Annotated in this window: 15 protein-coding genes and 1 tRNA gene; 11 read left to right on the top strand and 5 right to left on the bottom strand. The window is 66.2% G+C overall.

What is annotated here, in order from left to right; all coding sequences use genetic code 11:
* Nucleotides 1–38: 38 nt before the first annotated feature.
* Nucleotides 39–4223 (top strand): phage tail tip lysozyme, encoded by a 4185-nt coding sequence (locus BLM15_RS06095; protein WP_164547409.1) that lies wholly within the window; start codon nt 39–41, stop codon nt 4221–4223.
* Between the two features lie 75 nt (nt 4224–4298).
* Here the strand turns inward: BLM15_RS06095 and BLM15_RS06090 are convergent, their stop codons facing one another.
* Both BLM15_RS06090 and BLM15_RS06085 read right to left on the bottom strand, forming a co-directional pair.
* On the bottom strand, nt 4299–4499 hold the full coding sequence (locus tag BLM15_RS06090; RefSeq protein ID WP_126111321.1) for a hypothetical protein: 201 nt from the start codon (nt 4497–4499) through the stop codon (nt 4299–4301).
* Between the two features lie 129 nt (nt 4500–4628).
* Nucleotides 4629–4718, bottom strand: a tRNA-Ser gene (locus BLM15_RS06085).
* Nucleotides 4719–5115: 397 nt separating this feature from the next.
* On the opposite strand from BLM15_RS06085, the gene BLM15_RS32210 reads away from it, so the two are divergent.
* The 8 genes from BLM15_RS32210 (at nt 5116) to BLM15_RS06045 (ending at nt 13762) form a co-directional block, all read left to right on the top strand.
* The gene (locus tag BLM15_RS32210; RefSeq protein ID WP_269467525.1) at nt 5116–6234 is read left to right on the top strand and encodes a septal ring lytic transglycosylase RlpA family protein; all 1119 of its coding nucleotides are present in this window, start codon (nt 5116–5118) and stop codon (nt 6232–6234) included.
* Nucleotides 6235–6304: 70 nt separating this feature from the next.
* On the top strand, nt 6305–7498 hold the full coding sequence (locus tag BLM15_RS06075; RefSeq protein WP_126111319.1) for a D-alanyl-D-alanine carboxypeptidase family protein: 1194 nt from the start codon (nt 6305–6307) through the stop codon (nt 7496–7498).
* Nucleotides 7499–7500: 2 nt separating this feature from the next.
* Nucleotides 7501–8187 (top strand): dTMP kinase, encoded by a 687-nt coding sequence (gene tmk, locus BLM15_RS06070; protein WP_126111317.1) that lies wholly within the window; start codon nt 7501–7503, stop codon nt 8185–8187.
* The gene (locus BLM15_RS06065) at nt 8184–9254 is read left to right on the top strand and encodes a DNA polymerase III subunit delta' (protein WP_126111315.1); all 1071 of its coding nucleotides are present in this window, start codon (nt 8184–8186) and stop codon (nt 9252–9254) included. The genes tmk and BLM15_RS06065 overlap by 4 nt, the downstream gene beginning before the upstream one ends.
* A 26-nt stretch (nt 9255–9280) precedes the next feature.
* Nucleotides 9281–10840: a methionine--tRNA ligase gene (gene metG / locus BLM15_RS06060; protein ID WP_126111313.1), complete on the top strand. Its 1560-nt coding sequence runs from the start codon at nt 9281–9283 to the stop codon at nt 10838–10840.
* The gene (locus BLM15_RS06055; protein ID WP_126111311.1) at nt 10840–11640 is read left to right on the top strand and encodes a TatD family hydrolase; all 801 of its coding nucleotides are present in this window, start codon (nt 10840–10842) and stop codon (nt 11638–11640) included. Before metG ends, BLM15_RS06055 begins: the two co-directional genes overlap by 1 nt.
* Nucleotides 11641–11655: 15 nt before the next feature.
* Nucleotides 11656–12453, top strand: coding sequence for an MBL fold metallo-hydrolase (locus BLM15_RS06050; RefSeq protein ID WP_126111309.1), 798 nt, complete (start codon nt 11656–11658; stop codon nt 12451–12453).
* 328 nt (nt 12454–12781) lie between these two features.
* Complete coding sequence (locus BLM15_RS06045; RefSeq protein WP_126111307.1) at nt 12782–13762, top strand: Bug family tripartite tricarboxylate transporter substrate binding protein; 981 nt, start codon at nt 12782–12784, stop codon at nt 13760–13762.
* Between the two features lie 12 nt (nt 13763–13774).
* On the opposite strand, the gene BLM15_RS06040 is transcribed toward BLM15_RS06045, so the two are convergent.
* Both BLM15_RS06040 and arfB read right to left on the bottom strand, forming a co-directional pair.
* Nucleotides 13775–14326 carry a regulatory protein RecX gene (locus BLM15_RS06040; RefSeq protein ID WP_236846586.1) on the bottom strand — a complete coding sequence of 184 codons (552 nt, stop codon included), beginning with the start codon at nt 14324–14326 and terminating at the stop codon, nt 13775–13777.
* Between the two features lies 1 nt (nt 14327).
* Nucleotides 14328–14747, bottom strand: coding sequence for an alternative ribosome rescue aminoacyl-tRNA hydrolase ArfB (arfB, locus tag BLM15_RS06035; RefSeq protein WP_126111305.1), 420 nt, complete (start codon nt 14745–14747; stop codon nt 14328–14330).
* Nucleotides 14748–14784: 37 nt separating this feature from the next.
* On the opposite strand from arfB, the gene mazG reads away from it, so the two are divergent.
* Nucleotides 14785–15621, top strand: coding sequence for a nucleoside triphosphate pyrophosphohydrolase (mazG, locus tag BLM15_RS06030; protein WP_126111303.1), 837 nt, complete (start codon nt 14785–14787; stop codon nt 15619–15621).
* Nucleotides 15622–15681: 60 nt separating this feature from the next.
* On the opposite strand, the gene BLM15_RS06025 is transcribed toward mazG, so the two are convergent.
* Complete coding sequence (locus tag BLM15_RS06025) at nt 15682–16524, bottom strand: invasion associated locus B family protein (protein WP_126111301.1); 843 nt, start codon at nt 16522–16524, stop codon at nt 15682–15684.
* Nucleotides 16525–16765: 241 nt separating this feature from the next.
* Here BLM15_RS06025 and BLM15_RS06020 point away from each other — a divergent pair, with 241 nt between their 5' ends.
* Complete coding sequence (locus BLM15_RS06020) at nt 16766–18616, top strand: extracellular solute-binding protein (protein WP_126111299.1); 1851 nt, start codon at nt 16766–16768, stop codon at nt 18614–18616.
* The last annotated feature ends 14 nt before the right edge of the window (nt 18617–18630 follow it).

Here is an 18630-nt window from a genome sequence, read left to right as displayed (position 1 = left end):
ACCTCCGGGCGGGGCTTTCGCTTTTCAAGGACATCCCCATGAGCGACGCCTCATTCAACGCCTACGGCTACCTCAAAGGCCTCGGCTACTCCGACGCTGCCGTCTCCGGCATCCTGGGCAACCTCCAGAACGAGAGCGGCGACAACCTCAACACCCGCGCCATCCACGACAGCGGCACTGGCCTCGGCATCGCCGGCTGGCGTGACCCGACGCCGGGTAAGGGCCGCAAGACCAACCTGATGAACTTCGCCCGCGAGCGCGGCGAGGACGTCCACAGCCTCAAGACGCAGCTCGACTTCCTGCACCACGAGCTGCAGACGGTCGAGCGCCCGGTCTACAACCGCCTGATGAAGTCGCAGTCGCCCGACGAGGCGGCCCTGGCCTTCATCTCCTTCGAGCGCCCCCGAGGCTGGTCCGCAGCGAACCCCGCTGGCGGCCACAACTGGGAAGGCCGGAGGAAGACAGCGGTCGAGGTCTTCAACAAATTCTCCGGCTCCAAGGCCGCCGACCTCCCCAGCGTCCGCTCCACTGTCGAGCCGGGCCGGGTGACGGATGAGGCCATCAGGCCGCAGAGCCCGGTCACCGACATCGAGCGCCGTGACGCCGCTAACAAGACCGAGGGTCTCGGCTTCTGGGGCTCGGCGTATGAGAGCGCCAAGGACGCCAGCCCCATCACCTGGGCGCTGCGCGGCATGGAGGATCACCAGCCCGACCCCGACTTCAAGTGGTCGAAGAGGCAAGACCTCCTCGGCGAGGTCACCAAGGGTGTGCCCCAGCAGTATTGGGACGCCTTCGAGGATGCCACCTCAGAGGCCCATGCGCGCACCATCAGGGGCCGCATCGACAGCCAGCTCGCCATGCAGGAGCGCATCGCCGCGTCCGGCTGGAAGGGCACCGCAGGCGCTCTCCTGGGCGAGATGCTGGAGCCTGTCGGGCTCGGCGCGTCCATCCTCATCCCGGAGGCTGCCGGCGTGGCCAAGCTCGGGCGCATGGCCCGCATCGCTGCCAGTGGCGCAACCGCAGCGGCCGGCAACGTTGCCCTCGAAATCCCCCGGTTCGTGTCCAAGGAGACGGCCGAGACCAGCGACCTCCTGTGGGCAGCCGGTTCCGGCATGGTCCTCGGTGGCGCATTCGGTGCCCTCCGCAGGAACCCCCACACGCAGGCCGAGGCTGACGCCTTGCGGCGCGTCGGGCGCAGCCTGCAGGAGGAAGGCGAGCTGCTGAACGCCGGCACCGCACTGGGCTCCGGCTCGGTCGGCGCGGCGCGCTTCTCCCGCCCTGACGTCCTGCATCAGGAGGTCGAGGCGTGGATGAAGGCGGACGCTCCCGAGACCGCTTTGGGCTCCATGCGATTCGACAGCGTCGGCCAGCTCAAGTCCTCCGAGAGCCCCGTTGCGCGGGCCGTAGGTGGCAAGCTCGGGCTCGACGCGGTGGGCAACAAGGACAAGTCGATCAAGAACGACTTCGCCGCCACCGAATATCAGCAGCGGGTCCACGACAGCGCAATGAGCGAGCTGGCTCGCGACTGGCAGCCGGCGTTCAAGTCCTACCTCAAGGAGCGGGACATCGGCTGGGCTGACAAGGCGGAGGCCGAGCGCACCCTCCGCGAGGAGATTGCCGCCGTCATCCGCAACACGGACCCGACGCGCGAGGCCGAGTTCTCGCCGCAGGCCAAGCAGATGGCCGCCACGATCCGCAAGCTGCACCAGCAGTACGCCGATCTGGCGCAGAACCCCGGCAAGCTCTCAGGCTCGCAGCTCGAACCGCTGCCCGGCTTCGAGGGCACGATGGACAGCACCAACTACCTCATGCGCCAGCGCTCCAACCAGCGCATCGCCGAGAAGACCAAGCTGTTCGGCGATGCCGCGATCAAGGCCGCCTACGCCAAGGGCTTCAAGGCCATGCACCCCGGCGTGGACGATGCGGTCGCCCGCAAGTGGGCCGATGGCTACGTGAAGCGCCTGCGCGAGCTGGCCGCTGACGTGGACATGAAGGGGGACCGTGCGGTCTCCGGCCAGGATCAGGACGCCCTCCGCGAGATGATGGAGGAGTTCGGGACCATGAAGCCGGAGGAGATCGAGAACGTCCTCGGCCTCCTGAAGGGCAAGCAAGACCCGAAGGCCGGCGCGTCCCCCCGAGGCAAATCTCGAGCCTTGTATGACGAGACGTTCAAGGACGATCTCGTGGTCACCGACAAGTCGGACCCGAGGTACGGCCAGACGTTGGAGTTCCGGCTGATGGACCTCTTCGAGAACGACGCCCTGTCGGTCTTCGAGGGGTACTCACGTCAGATGTCCGGCCTGCTCGGCCTGCATCAGGTCAGGGTCAAGAACCCGCTCTTCACCGACATGCACGTCCGTCCGATCAAGCGGGCCGACGTCGAGATCAGGGAGAGCGTCTCCCAGCCCGACATCCTCACGGCTGCCGGCGAGGTGAACCTGAAGCTCGACATGGGCAACCTGCGGATCGACGGCCTGGCTCTCAAGACCCAGGACCCCGAAGCCATCCGCAACCTGCTGGAGGTCGCAGCCGACTATGCCGCCGAGCGCGGCGTGAAGCTGGTCTCCGGCCCGAAGGTCGATGACGCCCTGGCGGCTGCCCTGAAGTCCCTGAAGGGGGACTGGAAGGTCCACTCACCGGACGGCCGGAAGCGCACCGTGAAGGGCGTGAAGGTCAACGAGACGAAGAACGGCGAGCCCGTCTTCGAGATCAGCGGCGAGTGGAAGCCGCCCAGCAACGAGCCCGAGATGCTGATCACCGGTCTGTCCAAGGACGCCGACTGGGAGAAGATGATGCAGCGCCTCGCGCAGACCTGGGACGAGCAGTTCCAGGCCGGCAAGGTGGACAACAACGCCCGCGAGAAGGGCCTCGAACTCGACCGGCAGAACCTCGACTATCTGCGCAAGCAGGTGCTCGGGCTCAGCTCGGAAGCCGACCAGACGAAGTGGGGCCAGACCCTGCGCCGGCTGCGCGACTACAACTTCATCCGCGTGATGGGGAACGTCGGCTTCGCCCAGGTCAACGAGTTCTTCCACGCCGCCTCCTCGGTCGGCCTGAAGGCGACCCTCTCGGCCGTCCCGGCGTTCCGCCACATCCTCCGAGACGCCCGCACCGGGCAGCTCGATGACGAGATTGCGCGGGACATCGAGTACCTCACCAACTTCGGCACTGACTGGGTGCGGGGCAGCCTGCACTCGAAGATCGAGGCCGGTGGGGGGCACATCGACGGCAGGTTCGGGGATACCCTCGGGGACCGCTACGACGCCACCATGGCGAAGCTGAAGCGGGCCACCACGGCCATGTCGCTGATGGCCCCGATCAACACCGGGCTCCAGCGCTTCGCGGCGCGCGGCGTCTACGCCAAGTTCGCCCACATGGCGGACGGTGACGCGGTGAACTGGGACCGCCTGACGGCCATGGGCATCGACAAGGAGATGGGCAATCGGATCTTCAAGTCGATCCGCGAGAACCGGACCTTCATCGACGGCGACGTCGCGGGCCGGAAGTTGCCCCGGATGAACATCGAGAAGTGGCCCGATCAAGAGGCCGCTGCGGCGTTCCAGATGGGGGCGACCCGCTGGGCCAAGTACGCCATCCTGCAGAACGACCCCGGCGCTATGCATCGAATGGTCGGGGATGCGTTGGGCAAGACCATCCTTCAGTTCCGGTCCTTCGTGATGGGGGCGTGGTCTCGGCACCTGATCCACAACATCCACATGAGGGACTGGGAGACCGCGACCACGTTCCTCCTGACCGGCGTCGGTGGCGTCCTGACGCACATCGCCTACAGCCACTATCGCTTCGCCACGGACCCACGCCGGGAGGAGAGGCTGGACAAGGCGCTGTCGTGGGAGGGGCTGCTTGCGGGCGGCTTTCAGCGCGCGAGCTGGTCATCGTTCATGCCGTCCTTGGCAGACACGGCGCTCAGTGCTGCCGGCGTCGACCCTGTCTTCGGCTATCGGATGACCTCGCAGCCGTCCCATCTCATCACCGGCAATCCCACCTTCGGGCTCGTCGATGACCTCCAGAAGGGCGTCGGGGGCATGGTCGGGAACGTCCTATCCGGCGACAACCAGCTCTCGCAGCAGGACGTCAGAAACGTCGCCAAGGCCTTCCCTTGGGGCAACTGGGTCCCGTTCGTCCACCTGATGAACACCTTCGTGCGGGACTTGCCCGAGTTCGACAGGCGACCACGTCGCGAGGCGCCTGAGAGGGCGTTCTAATTACCCGCAGGGGGAGACTTCAGGAAACTGGAGCCTCCCCCTGTTTTTTTGGGGCTGAGCGGTAGTCGGTAAACGCTACAGGCTTCGTCCGGTCTCGTTGACGCGTTTCTTCAGCTCAAGCGTCCTCTTGAGGGTATCCATAGCGGCCTCGATTTCAGCAATCTGGGCGTCCGAAATGTGCCTATCCGCTTTGCCAACGTGACGAGCACTTTCCTTCAAAGCCGCGACCGACTCGCGAACCACCTCGGCCATATCTGCGTCGTCGTGAATAACCATGTCGTCTCCTCCGCCCCCTAAACATGGGTCCAATTCCTGGGACTACCTTTGGGGGCTTTCTGGGTCCATCTTGCATTCGTATTAATGCAAGCGATTGATAATATTGTTGAAATTAAGCGATAGAATTTCTGGCGGAAGGGGTGGGATTCGAACCCACGGTGGGCTTGCACCCACGGCGGTTTTCAAGACCGCTGCCTTAAACCACTCGGCCACCCTTCCGATGGCCTGTCATTGCCGCTCCCGATGGATTTTTGCAAGCCGCAGCTGGTTTGAATACGGCGATCTGCGCTGAAATTTACAAAAAGGTACATATTTTCAATAACTTGTTCCACCTCGATTTCTTTAGCTTCAGGCCGTGCTGACAAGCGAGCTCGGGCGTTGCGCGCTTGTCACGCTCCCCTGAAAAATGGCGCCGGGAAGGTGGCGGATTGACAGTTGCCGCATTTCCGACACCTTTATGCCCGCCCAAAGGCCGGGCTGGGCTTCCGTTGACGGTGGCGCGTACGCGCTTCCGCCGCTTAACGATCCCTTAATAGAACTGGTCGAAAACTGCGACCTTGCCACGGTGGTGGCTTGGGCGGCGCAGCATTTTCGGCGCGACGAACGGGAATGCGGCATGATGCGAGGCGCGAGCACTTCGGCACCGGCGGTGATCACCCCTGCAGCCAATTGCGACGACGCCCCGCGCGATTCTTCTTCCTTCTCCACGGCGACTCGTCTCGGCTGCGTCGTGCTGGCCGGTCTCTTCTTGGCGAACTGCGCCAATGACCAGGTCGCCCGCCGCGGCAAGTCGAAAGAGATCGGCGCCTTCCCGTCCTCGAAATATGGCCCCGCCAGCGCACGCGTGGTGGAGGAGGGGCAGCCGGTGCCGAAGGGTGGCGGCCGCGAGCTGATCGGCCGCAGCTATACCGTCGCCGGCAAGCGCTATACGCCCTATGAGAAGCCGGTCGGCTTCACCGCAGTCGGCACCGCCTCCTGGTATGGCGAGGCTTTCCATGGCCGTCGCACCGCCAATGGCGAAGTCTATGATCGAATGAGCATCAGCGCCGCGCATCCGACCATGCCGCTGCCGGCCTATGCCCGCGTCACCAACGTCACCAACAGCCGCTCGATCATCGTGCGCGTCAACGATCGCGGCCCGTTCCATGGCGGCCGCGTCATGGACGTCTCGCAGAAGACCGCCGATGCGCTCGCCTTCCGTCATCTTGGTACAGCGCGCGTCAAGATCGAATATCTCGGCCAGGCCTCGCTCGCCGGCTCTGACGACCAGATGCTGCTCGCCTCGCTGCGCACCGATGGCTCGCCGGCCTCGATCCCGGGCCAGAGCAGCCGCACGATGATCGCGAGCGCCGCGCAGCGGGTCGATCTCGGCCGCTCGGCCGGTCCCGACCTCGATGATGAGGCCGCAAGGCCGGCACCTGCGCCCGCCCGGGTGGAGCCGGCTCCGGCCCAGGCTCAGCCAGTCGTGCAAGCCTACGCCCCAGAGCAGCCGCGCACGATCGCGCTGCAGAGCCCGATCGCCGCCAGCGTCGCGACGACATCATCTACGGAGGGCGTGCCGGTCCGCGGAGTTCGCCTGCCGCCGTCCAGGCCCTTCGATCTCGACACCATCGCCAATGCCGGCAAGCCGGTCCCAGTGCTGCGTCCAGCGACCGTGACTGCGCCGATGCCGGTGCCACGCGCCAGCTTCACCAGCATGAAGGCGCAGACGCTGCAGCCGCTGGCGCGGAATTGAGTCAGCCCCGGGCTTGACCGCCCGGACCGGCGCATCATCTGATCTCGATATGACGCGAGGTCGATCAGCGATGGTGCATGGCTCTTTTCCGCAGGTGCTGCGCGGAACTCTCGCTCTGCTCGCCATGTTACTCGTGCTCGCGCCGGGCCTCGCCCGCGCACAGGCGTTCCAGTCGGCTTCGCCCTACGCGCTCCTGCTCGATTCCGGCAGCGGCGCCGTCCTCTACGAGAAGGCTGCCGACGAGCTGATGGTGCCGGCGAGCATGGCTAAGCTCGCCACCGTACTGGTTGCCTTCCAGGAAATCGCCGCCGGCAAGATGACGCTGGAGACCGAGATCACCATCTCGGAAAATGCCTGGCGCAAGGGCGGCGGCGTTTCCGGCGGCTCGACCATGTTCGCCATCGTCCACAGCCGCGTGAAGCTCGGCGACCTCCTGCAGGGACTTATTGTTCAATCCGGCAATGACGCTGCGATAGCGCTGGCCGAGGCCGTGGCCGGCGACGAGGCCAGCTTCGCCAGGGTGATGACCGAGCGCGTCCATGCCCTCGGCCTGACGAAGTCGCAATTCCGTAACGCAACCGGTATGGCCGATCCGCAGCAGAAGGTGACGGCGCGCGAGCTGGCCATCCTGTCCGACCACATCATCAAGACCTATCCGGAGCTCTACAGGATCTTCGGCCAGCGCGACTTCACCTGGAACAAGATCAAGCAGAGCAATCGCAACCCGCTGCTCGCCATGGATATCGGCGCCGACGGCCTCAAGACCGGCAATATCGACGAGACCGGCTATGGCCTCGTCGGTTCAGCCGTGCAGAAGGGCCAGCGGCTGATCGTCGTCGTCAATGGGCTTAAGAATGCACGCGACCGCGCCAGCGAGGCCCGCAAGCTGCTCGAATGGGGCTTCCGTTCCTTCGAGCAGAAGCAGGTCTTCGCCGAGGGCGAGACAGTCGGCGAGGCCAGCGTCTTCGGTGGCGAGAAGGGCCGCGTCGCTCTCAGGGCCAAGGGGCCGGTCAATTTGCTGGTGCCGCGCGGCAGCAGCGAGCGCCTCGCAGCCCGCATCATCTATCGCGGTCCGCTGCAGGCACCAGTGGCAGAAGGCGCGGAGGTCGCACGCCTGCTGGTCACGCGCGGCGAGATCAAGACGCTCGAGCTCCCGCTCTACGCCTCCGAGACGGTTGCGGTCGGCAGCCTGCAGCGGCGGGCGCTGGATGCGCTGATGGAGGCTGCGACCGGCTGGGTCCGCAAGGCCTTCAAGCGGAGCTGAGCGTGGCCAAGACCAGGACAAGGGCGAAAGCGCGGCCTGCGGGGCATTTCATCACACTCGAAGGCGGGGAGGGGGCCGGCAAGTCGACCCTGGCCAAGGCGCTCGCAGCGCGGCTCGAGGCGCTGGGCCTCACCGTCGAGCTGACGCGCGAGCCCGGCGGCTCGCCCAAGGCCGAGCGCATCCGCGAAGCCTTGCTCGCCGGCAGGATCAAGCCCTACGGCGCCTTCGCCGAGGCGCTGATGTTCCAGGCCGCACGCATCGACCATGTCGACAGCCGCATCAGGCCGGCCTTGGCGCGCGGCGCCTGGGTGATCTGCGACCGCTTCATCGATTCGACCCGTGTCTATCAGGGCACGCTCGGCGAGATCGCCAGGGACAAACTTTCAGCGCTGGAGGCGGCCGCGATCGCCGGGCTGATGCCGGAGCTGACCTTCATCCTCGACCTTGCGCCCGAGACCGGCCTGGCGCGTGCTGCCCGGCGCCGGCAGCCGGGCGAGGCGACTGACCGTTTCGAGAGCGAAACGATCGCGTTCCACCGGCGTCTGCGCCAGGGCTTTCTCGACATCGCCGCGGCGGAACCGCAGCGCTGCGTCGTGCTCGATGCCAGCCTCACGCCGGAAATCCTGGCGGAGAAGGCCTGGGCGGCGCTTTCCAGTCGGTTGCCCTTGCCGCAGATTGCGCCGGCATGATCGAATCGAGCAACGACCCCGACCGCCTGCCGAACGCGCCGCATCCGCGGGAGACGCTGGCACTTATCGGCCGCCATAGCCAGGAAGAGGCCTTCCTGATGGCGCTGCGCTCTGGCCGCATGCACCATGCCTGGCTGCTCGGCGGCCCGGAAGGCATCGGCAAGGCGAGCTTCGCCTATCGCGCCGCCCGCTTCATGCTCGGCGAAGGCGATCCCGTGCGTCGCGCGGATGCTGCCCGTGACCTCGCCATGCCGGAAACGGACAGCGCCACCCGTAAGATCGCAGCGCAGTCGCATCCGGACCTGCACCTCCTGCGCCGCATCGCCAAGCCTGACGGCAAGAGCTTCACCAGCAACATCCCGGTCGACCTGGTGCGCCGGATCATCGATCGCTTCGGCTCCAGCGCGGGCGAGGGCGGCTGGCGCGTCGCCATCGTCGATTCCGCCGAGGACCTCGACCGGCCTGGCGCCAATGCCCTGCTGAAGCTGCTCGAGGAGCCGCCGCCGCGCTGCCTCTTCCTGATTGTCGCGCATGCGCCGGGCCGCGTGCTGCCGACGATTCGCTCGCGCTGCCGGTTGCTTGCCTTCGAGCTGCTCGGCGAGGGCGATATCGCGCAGGCCGGTGCGATCGCGCTGGAGCGCATGCGCCTGCCCTATGACGCTTCGGCCCTTGGCCGCGCTGCCTCTCTGTCCGAGGGCTCGGTCAAGCGGGCGTTGACCTATGTCGATCCCGAGACGCTGGCGCTGGTCGAGGCGGTGAGGGCGCGGCTCGACGCATTGCCGTCGATCGATCTTACGGCGCTGCTGGCGCTTGGCGAGGATGTCGCGGGCAGGGCGGGCGAGGCCGATTTCGCCGTCATGATCGAGACCGTGCAGGGCTGGCTCGGCGCCCATCTTCACGCGCATGCCGCCGCCGGCCCGGCCCGGCTTGCGCCCCTTGCGGAGGTGTGGGAGAGACTTGCACGCGCCGCGAACGAGGTCGAAACCTACAATCTCGATCGCCGCCCCCTCGTCATGTCGCTGTTTCACGATCTGTCGGAGGCGGTTTCCCGTTCGCGCGCGGCCTGAAACCCGTTGAGACGACCGGACAGCCCATGGCCTCGGCCCCGAAGTTCTATCTGACGACCGCGATCCACTACACCAACGGCCCGCCGCATATCGGCCACGCCTACGAGATGGTGGCAGCGGACGCGATCGCCCGATTCAAGCGCCTCGACGGCTACGACGTCTTCGCCATGACCGGGACCGACGAGCACGGCCAGAAGGTGCAGCGCACCGCTGCGCAGAACGGGCTCTCGCCGAAGGACTTCGTCGACGGAATCGCCGTGCGCTTCGAAGAGATGGAGCAGCGGCTTGGTTGTTCCTTCGACCGTTTCATCCGCACCACCGACGCCGACCACCTGCCCTCGACGCAGGAACTCTGGCGCCGGATGGAGGCGAATGGCGACATCTATCTCGCCAAATACTCCGGCTGGTATTCGGTCCGGGACGAGGCTTTCTATGGCGAGGAAGAGACCACCCTCCAGCCCGATGGCACGCGCCTCGGCGGGCAGGGCACGCCGGTCGAATGGGTCGAAGAGGAAAGCTATTTCTTCCGCCTCAAGGCCTATCAGGACAAGCTGCTCGCGCTCTATCGCGACGTGCCGGACTTCGTCTCGCCGGAGACGCGCCGCAACGAGATCGTCTCCTTCGTCCAGGGCGGGCTCGAGGACCTTTCGATCAGCCGCACCACCTTTGACTGGGGGCTGCCGGTCCCGGGCGATCCGAAGCATGTGATGTATGTCTGGGTCGACGCGCTCAACAACTACGTCACCGGCTGCGGCTTCCCAGATGAAAGCAATCCGCGCTGGCACTACTGGCCGGCCGATGTCCACATCATCGGCAAGGACATCGTGCGCTTCCACACGGTCTATTGGCCTGCTTTCCTGATGTCGGCAGGGTTGCCGCTGCCGAAGCGTGTCTTCGGCCACGGCTTCCTGCTGAACAAGGGTGCCAAGATGTCGAAATCGGTCGGCAACGTCGTCGATCCGTTCGCGCTCGCCGACGCCTACGGCGTCGACCAGCTGCGCTATTTTTTCCTGCGCGAGGTCTCGTTCGGCCAGGATGGTAACTACAGCCATGACGCGATCGTCGGGCGCATCAATGCCGACCTCGCCAATGATCTCGGTAATCTGGCGCAACGCTCGCTGTCGATGATCGCCAAGAATTGCGAGGGCAGGGTGCCGCCGGCCGGCGTGCTGACGGAAGGCGATCTTGCCATGCTGGCGCAGGCCGACGGGCTGCTGGCGAAGACGCGCGCAGCGATGCAGGACTTTGCCCTGCACGTCGTGCTCGCCGACATCTGGGCCGTGGTCGCCGAGGCCAACCGCTATTTCGCCAACAACGAGCCGTGGAAGCTCTCCAAGAGCGATCCGGCCCGGCGCGACACGGTGCTCTACGTCACGATCGAGACGATCCGGCAGATCGCGATCCTGGTCCAGCCGGTGATGCCGCAGGCCATGGCGAAGCTGCTCGACCTGCTGACGGTTCCCGCCGAAGCGCGCAATTTCGCGGCGCTCGGCGAGGCTGGACGCCTGACCTCGGGCACGGCCCTGCCGGCGCCGAGCGCGGTCTTCCCGCGCTATGTCGAGCCGGAAGACGGGCAGGCCGCCTGATGCTGATCGACACGCATTGCCATCTCGATTTCCCGGATTTTGCCGAGGATATCGGGGCTTATGTCGGCCGCGCCGAAGCGGCTGGTGTCGGCCGGATGGTGACGATCTCGACCCGCGTCGCACGCTTTGCGACCTATGCGGCGCTGGCCGAGCATTTTCCGTCGGTCTGGTGCACGGTCGGCACGCATCCGCATGGCGCCCATGAGGAACTCGACGTCACCGCCGAGCGACTGGTCGAGCTGTCGCGCCATCCGCGCTGCGTCGCCATCGGCGAAGCCGGGCTCGACTATCACTATGACAAGAGCCCGCGCGCGGCGCAGACCCAAGGCCTGCGCACGCACATCGCCGCGGCGCGTGAGACGCAGCTACCGCTGGTGATCCATTCGCGCGAGGCCGATGAGGACATGGCGTCGATCCTGCGGGAAGAAATGGGGAAGGGCGCCTTCCCTGCCATCCTGCACTGCTTCACCGCCGGCGAAATGCTCGCCTGTACCGGTGTCGAGCTCGGCTGCTACATCTCCTTCTCAGGCATCCTGACCTTCAAGACCTCCGAGGCGCTACGCGCGATCGCCCGCGATATCCCGATGGAGCATCTGCTGGTCGAGACCGACGCGCCCTACCTTGCCCCGACACCGTATCGCGGCAAGCGCAACGAACCGTCCTATGTCGTTGAAACCGCGAAGGTTCTCGCCGAGATCAAGGGCATATCCTTCGACGAGATCGCACGGATCACTACGGAGAACGCCAGGCGCTGTTACTGGAAGATGGACCATGCTGCGCCCGTGGCACAGGTTGCTTGAGGTCGGCCGCACCGCATGAGCCTGACCGTCACCATCCTCGGCTGCGGCTCATCCGGCGGTGTCCCGCGGCCAGGTTCCGGCTGGGGCGCCTGCGACCCGAACAATCCCAAGAACCGCCGGCGGCGCTGTTCGCTGCTGGTTGAGCGCCGCGGGCCAAGCGGCATGACGAGTGTTCTGATCGACACCACGCCGGACCTTCGCGAGCAGCTTCTGTCCGCAAACGTTACGCGACTCGACGCGACACTGTTCAGCCATGACCACGCCGACCACACCCACGGCATCGACGACCTGCGCGCGCTGGTGCTGCATATGCGCAAGCGTATCCCGGTCCATGCCGACGCGGTGACCGGCGCGACGCTGCGGGAGCGCTTCGCCTATCTGTTCGAGACGCCGCCCGGCAGCCTCTATCCGCCGATCCTCGATCTCGCGCCGCTCGCGGCCGGCGAGCTGCTGGCCATCGATGGTCCCGGCGGCGCGATCGAGACGCTGCCGTTCCGGCTCGAGCACGGCCCGAACTATGACGCGCTCGGCTTCCGTTTTGGCGACCTAGGCTATGCGCCGGATGTCAGCGCGATCCCGCCGGAAACGGTGGCGGCGATGAGCGGGCTCGACGTGCTGATCCTCGATGCTTTGCGTGAGGCGCCGCATCCGAGCCACTTCAATCTGGAGCAGTCGCTGGAGGCGATCGCGCAGCTCAAACCGCGCCGCGCGATCCTGACTAACCTCCATGTTGATCTCGATTATGCCAGCCTATCCAAACGCTTGCCGGACAATATTGAACCGGCATTCGATGGCATGACGATCAGCGCCTGAATTCGATTGAGGCTCGAAGCCTGTATCTGGGTATCAATTTAAGTTCCATAATATGTCTTATGCGAATCGCACTTGCCTCTCGACATTGCGAGCATCGCGCCTCTCCTCGGAAGCGGCTGACTGAGCAACCTCTTCAGCTGCAACGAGGCCTCCTCGACATTGTCGTGGCGATCTCGGCACGGCTATATCCCGGCCTCGCTACCCTGCTTTCGTCGGGTTGCCATTTCGGTATGGCGATGCGCTAATCGTTGTAACGCTCGGCAATCGCACGAAGCGCAATCGCAAGGGCCTTGAAGAGCCCGGGAAAATCCCAAGGGAGGTTTGTTCGATGTCGAAGTCCGGCTGGCTCGGCGCGCTTGCGCTCGCCACCTTCGTTCAGCTTGTCCAGGTTGCCCCGGCGACGGCTCAATCCTGGCCGCAAAAGCCCGTCAGCTTCATCGTGCCGTTCCCCGCCGGTGGCGGCACCGACGCCTTCGCCCGCCCCTTGGCCGCCCAGCTCGAACAGCAGCTCGGCCAGCGCATCCTGATCGACAATCGCGGCGGCGCCGGCGGCACGGTCGGCGCTTCGGCCGCCTCGAAGGCGGCGCCCGACGGCTACACCTTCTTCATCGGCGCCGCGCACCACGCCATCGCGCCGGCGCTCTATCCCAAGCTCGACTACAACATCCAGACCGACTTCATCCCGATCGGGGTGATCGCTCAGCCGCCGCAGGTCGTGGTCGTCCACCCCGGCAAGGTCCAGGCCAAGACGCTGGCCGAGCTGATCGACTACGCCAAGAAGAACCCTGACAAGCTGAACTACGGCTCGGCCGGAAATGGCACCACGCACCACCTCGCAGGCGAGCTGTTCAAGCTCACCACCAAAGTGAACCTGACCCATGTGCCCTATCGTGGCGCCGGTCCGCTGATGCAGGACCTCGTCGCCGGCCAGGTCGATCTCGCCTTCGACGGTCTCGGCTCCTCCGCTGCGCAGATATCCAGCGGCACGCTGCGGGCGCTCGCCGTCGCCGCGCCGAAGCGCGCGAGCGCCTTCCCCGATGTGCCGACCACCGCCGAAGCCGGCGTGCCGGGCTACGAGGTCTCGACCTGGTATGCGATGTGGGCGCCGAAGAACACGCCGCCCGAGATCGTCGCCAGGATGACGGCCGAGCTGCAAAAGGCGCTGGCCGTGCCTATGGTGAGCGAGGCTTGGAAAAGGAACGGCTCGGAGATCCCGAACCTCTACGGGCCGGCCTTCGGCGACTTCGTCAAGACCGAGGTGGCGCGCTGGGGCAAGGTCGTGGCCGAGGCCAACGTCAAGCCCGATTGAGCAAACGGCTCATCAAGCCCCCTCGCCCGCGTCATCGATCACGGTGCGGGCGATCGCCAGACTGAAGCCGGCGCGCGCCAGCGTGGCGATGTCTTTCTGGCGTTGCGCAACCCTGTCGCCGCGGCTCCATGGTCCGAGGCGCTTGCGCCGCGCGGCGACCCGCGCTGCCGCCAGCTCGGCGTCCTCGTCCGGGATAACCATCTCGGCGACGAGCTCACGCCCTACGCCTTTGGCAGCAAGCCCTGCCGCAACTGCCCGCGCCGAACGCCCCTTGCGACGCAGGCTCAGCGCCCTCGCCTCGGCGAAGCGGCGATCGTCGACTAAACCGGAAGCAACGCAGGACGCGACGATCTCGTCCACCATCGCCCGGAACGCATGCGGGTCGAGCCCGTGATGCCGGCAGCTGCGCTCGACCTTGCGCAGCAGGACACGCTGCAACTGCACGGCCGGCACCGAATAACGTTCGAGATAGTAGAGCGCCGCGCGGCGCAGATAAGCCGCATCGATCCGCCTCGGCGCCGGCCGCCCTGTCTGTACCGGGCCCTCTTCTTCCTTTGATGGCAAGCTAGTCGAAGCTCGGCTTGCCTCGGCCCGACTTGACCGAGGAGCGCCGCTCCTTCGAGGCGAGGCGCCGCTCCTTCGAGGCCTTGGTCGGCTTGGTCACCCGCCGCACCTTCGGCCGTACCTCGGCCTTCCGGATCATGTCCAGCAGCCGCGCCAGCGCCTCTTCGCGGTTGCGGCTCTGGCTGCGATGCTCCTGCGCCGAGATGACGATGACGCCCTCCTGCGTCAGCCGGCTGCCGGCGAGCTTCATCAGGCGGATCGCGACATCATTAGGGAGCGACGCCGAGCGGCGGACATCGAATCTGAGCTCGACCGCGCTGGAAACCTTGTTGACGTTCTGCCCGCCCGGACCGGAGGCGCGCACGAAGCTCTCCTCGATCTCGCTTTCGTCGATCGCAATGGACGGCGTGACTTGAATCATGGGAGGAGGCTAGCCCAACCCGAAGAGAATTGCAGCGATGAAGCCTTCGCGTGACATTGCCGGCCTGATCGAGATCATGGCAGCCCTGCGGACCCCGGGCACGGGCTGTCCCTGGGATCTCGAGCAGGATTTCACCTCGATCGCGCCCTATACCGTCGAAGAAGCCTATGAAGTTGCCGACGCGATCGCCCGCGGCGACCTCGTCGACCTCAAGGACGAGCTCGGCGACCTCCTGCTGCAGGTCGTGTTCCACGCCCGCATGGCGCAGGAGCAAGGCTCCTTCGCTTTCCCCGATGTGGTCGAGGTGATCACCACCAAGCTGATTCGCCGGCACCCGCACGTCTTCGGCGAGGCCCGCGACCTGTCACCGGCCGAGGTGAAAGCGCTCTGGGGGCAAATCAAGGCACAGGAACAGGCGGACAAGGCCCGCGCGCGCGCTGAGGCCGGGCTTCCTGAGCCCGCTGACGCCAAAGGTGTGCTCGCCGGCGTGCCGACCACCCTGCCCTCGCTCACCCGCGCCTGGAAGCTGCAGGCCAAGGCCTCGACCGTCGGCTTCGACTGGAACGACGCCCGGCTGGTGCTGGACAAGATCCGCGAAGAGACCGCCGAGATCGACGAGGCGCTCGCCGGCGGCGACAAGGCTGCGATCAAGGAGGAAATCGGCGACCTGCTCTTCGTCATCGCCAACCTCGCCCGCCATGTCGACGCCGATCCGGAGGCTTGCCTCACCGCGGCCAACGCCAAGTTCGAGCGGCGCTTCGCCGGCATCGAGGCGGCGCTGGAACGCCAGGGTCGCGAGCCGCAGCAGGCCTCGCTCGAGGAACTGGAGGCGCTCTGGCAGGAGGTCAAGCGCGCCGAGCGCGCAACCTCCTGACCAGACGAAAACGCCGGGCACGAGGCCCGGCGTCGATGGTCGTTTCGATTGATCGGCAGATCAGGGCTTCGGAGCCGGAGCGGGCGTCGCGCCTGGAGCCGGAGCCAAACCGGGAACCGCTGGCGTACCCGGAGCCGGTGCTGCGCCGGGCGTAGCGTCGGCAGCGCCGCCGCCGAGGCGCTTGCGCAACTCCTCCTGGCGCTTGGCGAGCTCGTCCTGCAGAGCCTTCTGCTGCTCTTCCAGCACCTTGGGGTCGATCGGCGCGCCGTCGAAGCCCTTGGCGAAGTCCGAGAGCGGGATCGAGAAGGAAACCTCGCGCGCCGCCTGGTTCTGGACGCTGATATTGAGGTTGGTGCCCTTCTTCATCGCGTTGATGAAGTCGTCCTTGACCTGCGCCTCGGCGAAGCAGCCATTCGGGAAGCAGACCGCATAGCGACCCGGCGTCGGCTGCGCGGTGTCGACGCCAAAGCGGATGCCTGGTTGCAGCAGCAGGCCGAGCGGCATCAGGAAGCGCACGATCTTGTTGGGATCGCCCTTCACGTCGTAGACCGCGACCGCAAGCACCGGCTGGCCCTGATCCGAGACGAAGTCGCGCGTGGTGTAGCAGATTTCCTTGTTGGCGGCCTGATCCTTGCCGCAGACCTTGGTCCAGGTCGTCTGCGAGGGCTCGGGCTTGACCTGAACGACGGTCGGGCCGGTCTGCGCGGCCTGACCCTGGGCCGGCTGCTGCGCGGGAGCGGGCTGCTGCGCCGGACGGCTCGCCGGGCGCTGCGGCTGTGCCTGCTGCGCGAGCGAGGCGAAGGGAGCGAGAGCAACGGCGGCGCCCAGCACGAGCGCGAGGCTGCGGACCGTGCTCTTCGCGGTGGCGCCCTGGCTCTGGGACAGGCGGGTCGAAGCTGACATCTGCGGTTCCTTGACCATGGAAACTTGTTCGGCTGCCGCATCTGGCGGCGTGCATCACCCAAGCGCTCAACCGGCAAGGTGCCGGAGCCGATGGTGGCGTGAGCACATCAAGCGCGATTGAGGCGTTTGAATGACGCCCGGACCTGCGTTTAGCGACTTCTTTCGCCGGTTTCCAGCCCGAAGAGCGCGGCGCGACAAGTTTGATCGCATGTTATCCTGCGTCAGGGAATCAGGTTTGAGCATGTATCGACGCATCAGCGCCTCGGCGCGCCCGGCTTGGGTTTTCGGGCTCGTCCTTGCGAGCCTCGCGGCGTTCGGCCTTGCGGGCGCAGCGCGCGTAGTTGCGGCCGAGAACGACAACGCCATCGCCATGCATGGCGAACCTGCCCTGCCCAAGGGCTTCGAGCACCTCCCCTATGCCGATCCCAAGGCGCCCAAGGGCGGGCGAATCATCTTTGGCCAGCAGGGCACCTTCGACAGCCTCAACCCGTTGGTCGTACTCGGCGTCGCACCGGATGCGGTGCCGCGCTATGTCCAGCAGAGCCTGCTCTTCCGCTCAGCCGATGAACCGTTCACCGCCTATGGCCTGCTCGCGAGCAAGGTCGAGCTCAATCCGGAACGGACCCTGCTCGCCTTCCAGATCGATCCGCGCGCCCGCTTTTCCGACGGCAAGCCGGTCACGGCTGACGATGTGATCTTCACCTTCGCGATGCTGAAGACCAAGGGCAAGCCGTTCCACCGCTCGAGCTTGTCGCGGGTGACCAAGGCCGAAGCGCCCTCGCCCGACCGGGTTGTCTTCGAGCTCGGTGACGGCTCCAATCGTGAATTGCCGCTGGTGATTGGCGCCATGCCGATCTTCGCCAGGCACGCTACCGACGCTGAAAAATTCGGAGACACCAGTTTCAAGCCGGCGCTCGGCTCCGGCCCTTATCTTGTCGAGGAGGTGAAGCCCGGCGAGATGTTGCGCCTGAAGCGCCGCAAGGATTTCTGGGCCGAGGGTCATCCCCTCACCCGCGGCCTCTTCAACGCCGAGGAGATCAGGTACGATTTCTATCGTGACTCCAATGCCTTGTTCGAAGCTTTCAAGGCTGGACTTTATGATGTCCGCCTTGAAAGCGACCCGACGCGCTGGATGACCGGCTACGACGTCCCCGCGGTGCGCGACGGCCGGATCATACGCGATACGCTGCGCTTCCAGACGCCGAAGGGCATGACCGGCCTGGTCTTCAACACACGCCGGGCGCAATTTGCAGATGTCCGCATCCGCGAGGCGCTGGCCATGCTGTTCGATTTCGAATGGGCCAACCGCAACCTGTTTCACGGGGTTTATCGCCGCGCCGGCAGCTTCTTCGCTGATAGCGAGCTCTCGGCGCTAAGCGTTCCAGCGGATGACCGCGAGAAGGCGTTCCTCGCCACTTTCCCGGGCGCCGTACGCGACGACGTCCTTGCTGGAACCTGGGCCCCGGCCGCAACCGACGGCTCCGGCCGCGATCGCGATCAGGCCCGCCGCGCGCTCGATCTGCTGGAGGCCGCCGGCTACCGGTTGAACGAGGGACAACTGCGCAAGGACGGTAAGGGCGAGGTCTTCAGCTTCGAGATCACCGTGACCAACCGGCCGCAGGAACGGCTGGCTCTGAACTATGCCACCTCGCTCGCCCGGCTCGGCATCGCCGTCTCGGTCCGATTGATCGACGACGTCCAGTACTGGCGCCGGCTCTCCACCTTCGATTTCGACATGATCCAGTGGACCTGGCCGGCCTCAGCCTCGCCAGGCAACGAACAGGTCGGCCGCTGGGGTTCGGCCAATGCCGAGCGCAAGGGCGCGCTGAACTATGCCGGCGTGCGCTCGCCGGCGATCGACGCGACACTGCAGGCGCTGCTGGCGGCGCGTTCGCGTGAGGGCTTTGTCGCGGCCGTGCGCACGCTCGACCGGCTGCTGCTCTCCGGCTTCTACGCAGTGCCGCTCTACTACCTGCCCGAGACCTGGCTGGCACGATCTCGCGAGATCGCCCTGCCCCAGCGGCGACCGACCTACTTCTTCTCCACCGAGACGCTGGCGCGGCTGCCTGCCCCGCCGGCGCCCGCCAACTAGGCCGGCCGATGCGG

This window comes from Bosea sp. Tri-49 (assembly GCF_003952665.1).
In the GTDB taxonomy this organism is placed as follows: Bacteria; Pseudomonadota; Alphaproteobacteria; order Rhizobiales; family Beijerinckiaceae; genus Allobosea.
Note: the sequence above shows the minus strand (reverse complement) of the source record. Positions and strands in the feature narration are given on the sequence as shown.

What these genes read in the sequence shown, in the direction of transcription:
- BLM15_RS06095 (WP_164547409.1), top strand. Translation starts at nt 39, where the DNA reads ATGAGCGACGCCTCATTCAACGCCTACGGCTACCTCAAAGGCCTCGGC.
- BLM15_RS06090 (WP_126111321.1), bottom strand. Translation starts at nt 4,499, where the DNA reads ATGGTTATTCACGACGACGCAGATATGGCCGAGGTGGTTCGCGAGTCG.
- BLM15_RS32210 (WP_269467525.1), top strand. Translation starts at nt 5,116, where the DNA reads ATGATGCGAGGCGCGAGCACTTCGGCACCGGCGGTGATCACCCCTGCA.
- BLM15_RS06075 (WP_126111319.1), top strand. Translation starts at nt 6,305, where the DNA reads ATGGTGCATGGCTCTTTTCCGCAGGTGCTGCGCGGAACTCTCGCTCTG.
- BLM15_RS06065 (WP_126111315.1), top strand. Translation starts at nt 8,184, where the DNA reads ATGATCGAATCGAGCAACGACCCCGACCGCCTGCCGAACGCGCCGCAT.
- metG (WP_126111313.1), top strand. Translation starts at nt 9,281, where the DNA reads ATGGCCTCGGCCCCGAAGTTCTATCTGACGACCGCGATCCACTACACC.
- BLM15_RS06055 (WP_126111311.1), top strand. Translation starts at nt 10,840, where the DNA reads ATGCTGATCGACACGCATTGCCATCTCGATTTCCCGGATTTTGCCGAG.
- BLM15_RS06050 (WP_126111309.1), top strand. Translation starts at nt 11,656, where the DNA reads ATGAGCCTGACCGTCACCATCCTCGGCTGCGGCTCATCCGGCGGTGTC.
- BLM15_RS06045 (WP_126111307.1), top strand. Translation starts at nt 12,782, where the DNA reads ATGTCGAAGTCCGGCTGGCTCGGCGCGCTTGCGCTCGCCACCTTCGTT.
- arfB (WP_126111305.1), bottom strand. Translation starts at nt 14,747, where the DNA reads ATGATTCAAGTCACGCCGTCCATTGCGATCGACGAAAGCGAGATCGAG.
- mazG (WP_126111303.1), top strand. Translation starts at nt 14,785, where the DNA reads ATGAAGCCTTCGCGTGACATTGCCGGCCTGATCGAGATCATGGCAGCC.
- BLM15_RS06025 (WP_126111301.1), bottom strand. Translation starts at nt 16,524, where the DNA reads ATGTCAGCTTCGACCCGCCTGTCCCAGAGCCAGGGCGCCACCGCGAAG.
- BLM15_RS06020 (WP_126111299.1), top strand. Translation starts at nt 16,766, where the DNA reads ATGTATCGACGCATCAGCGCCTCGGCGCGCCCGGCTTGGGTTTTCGGG.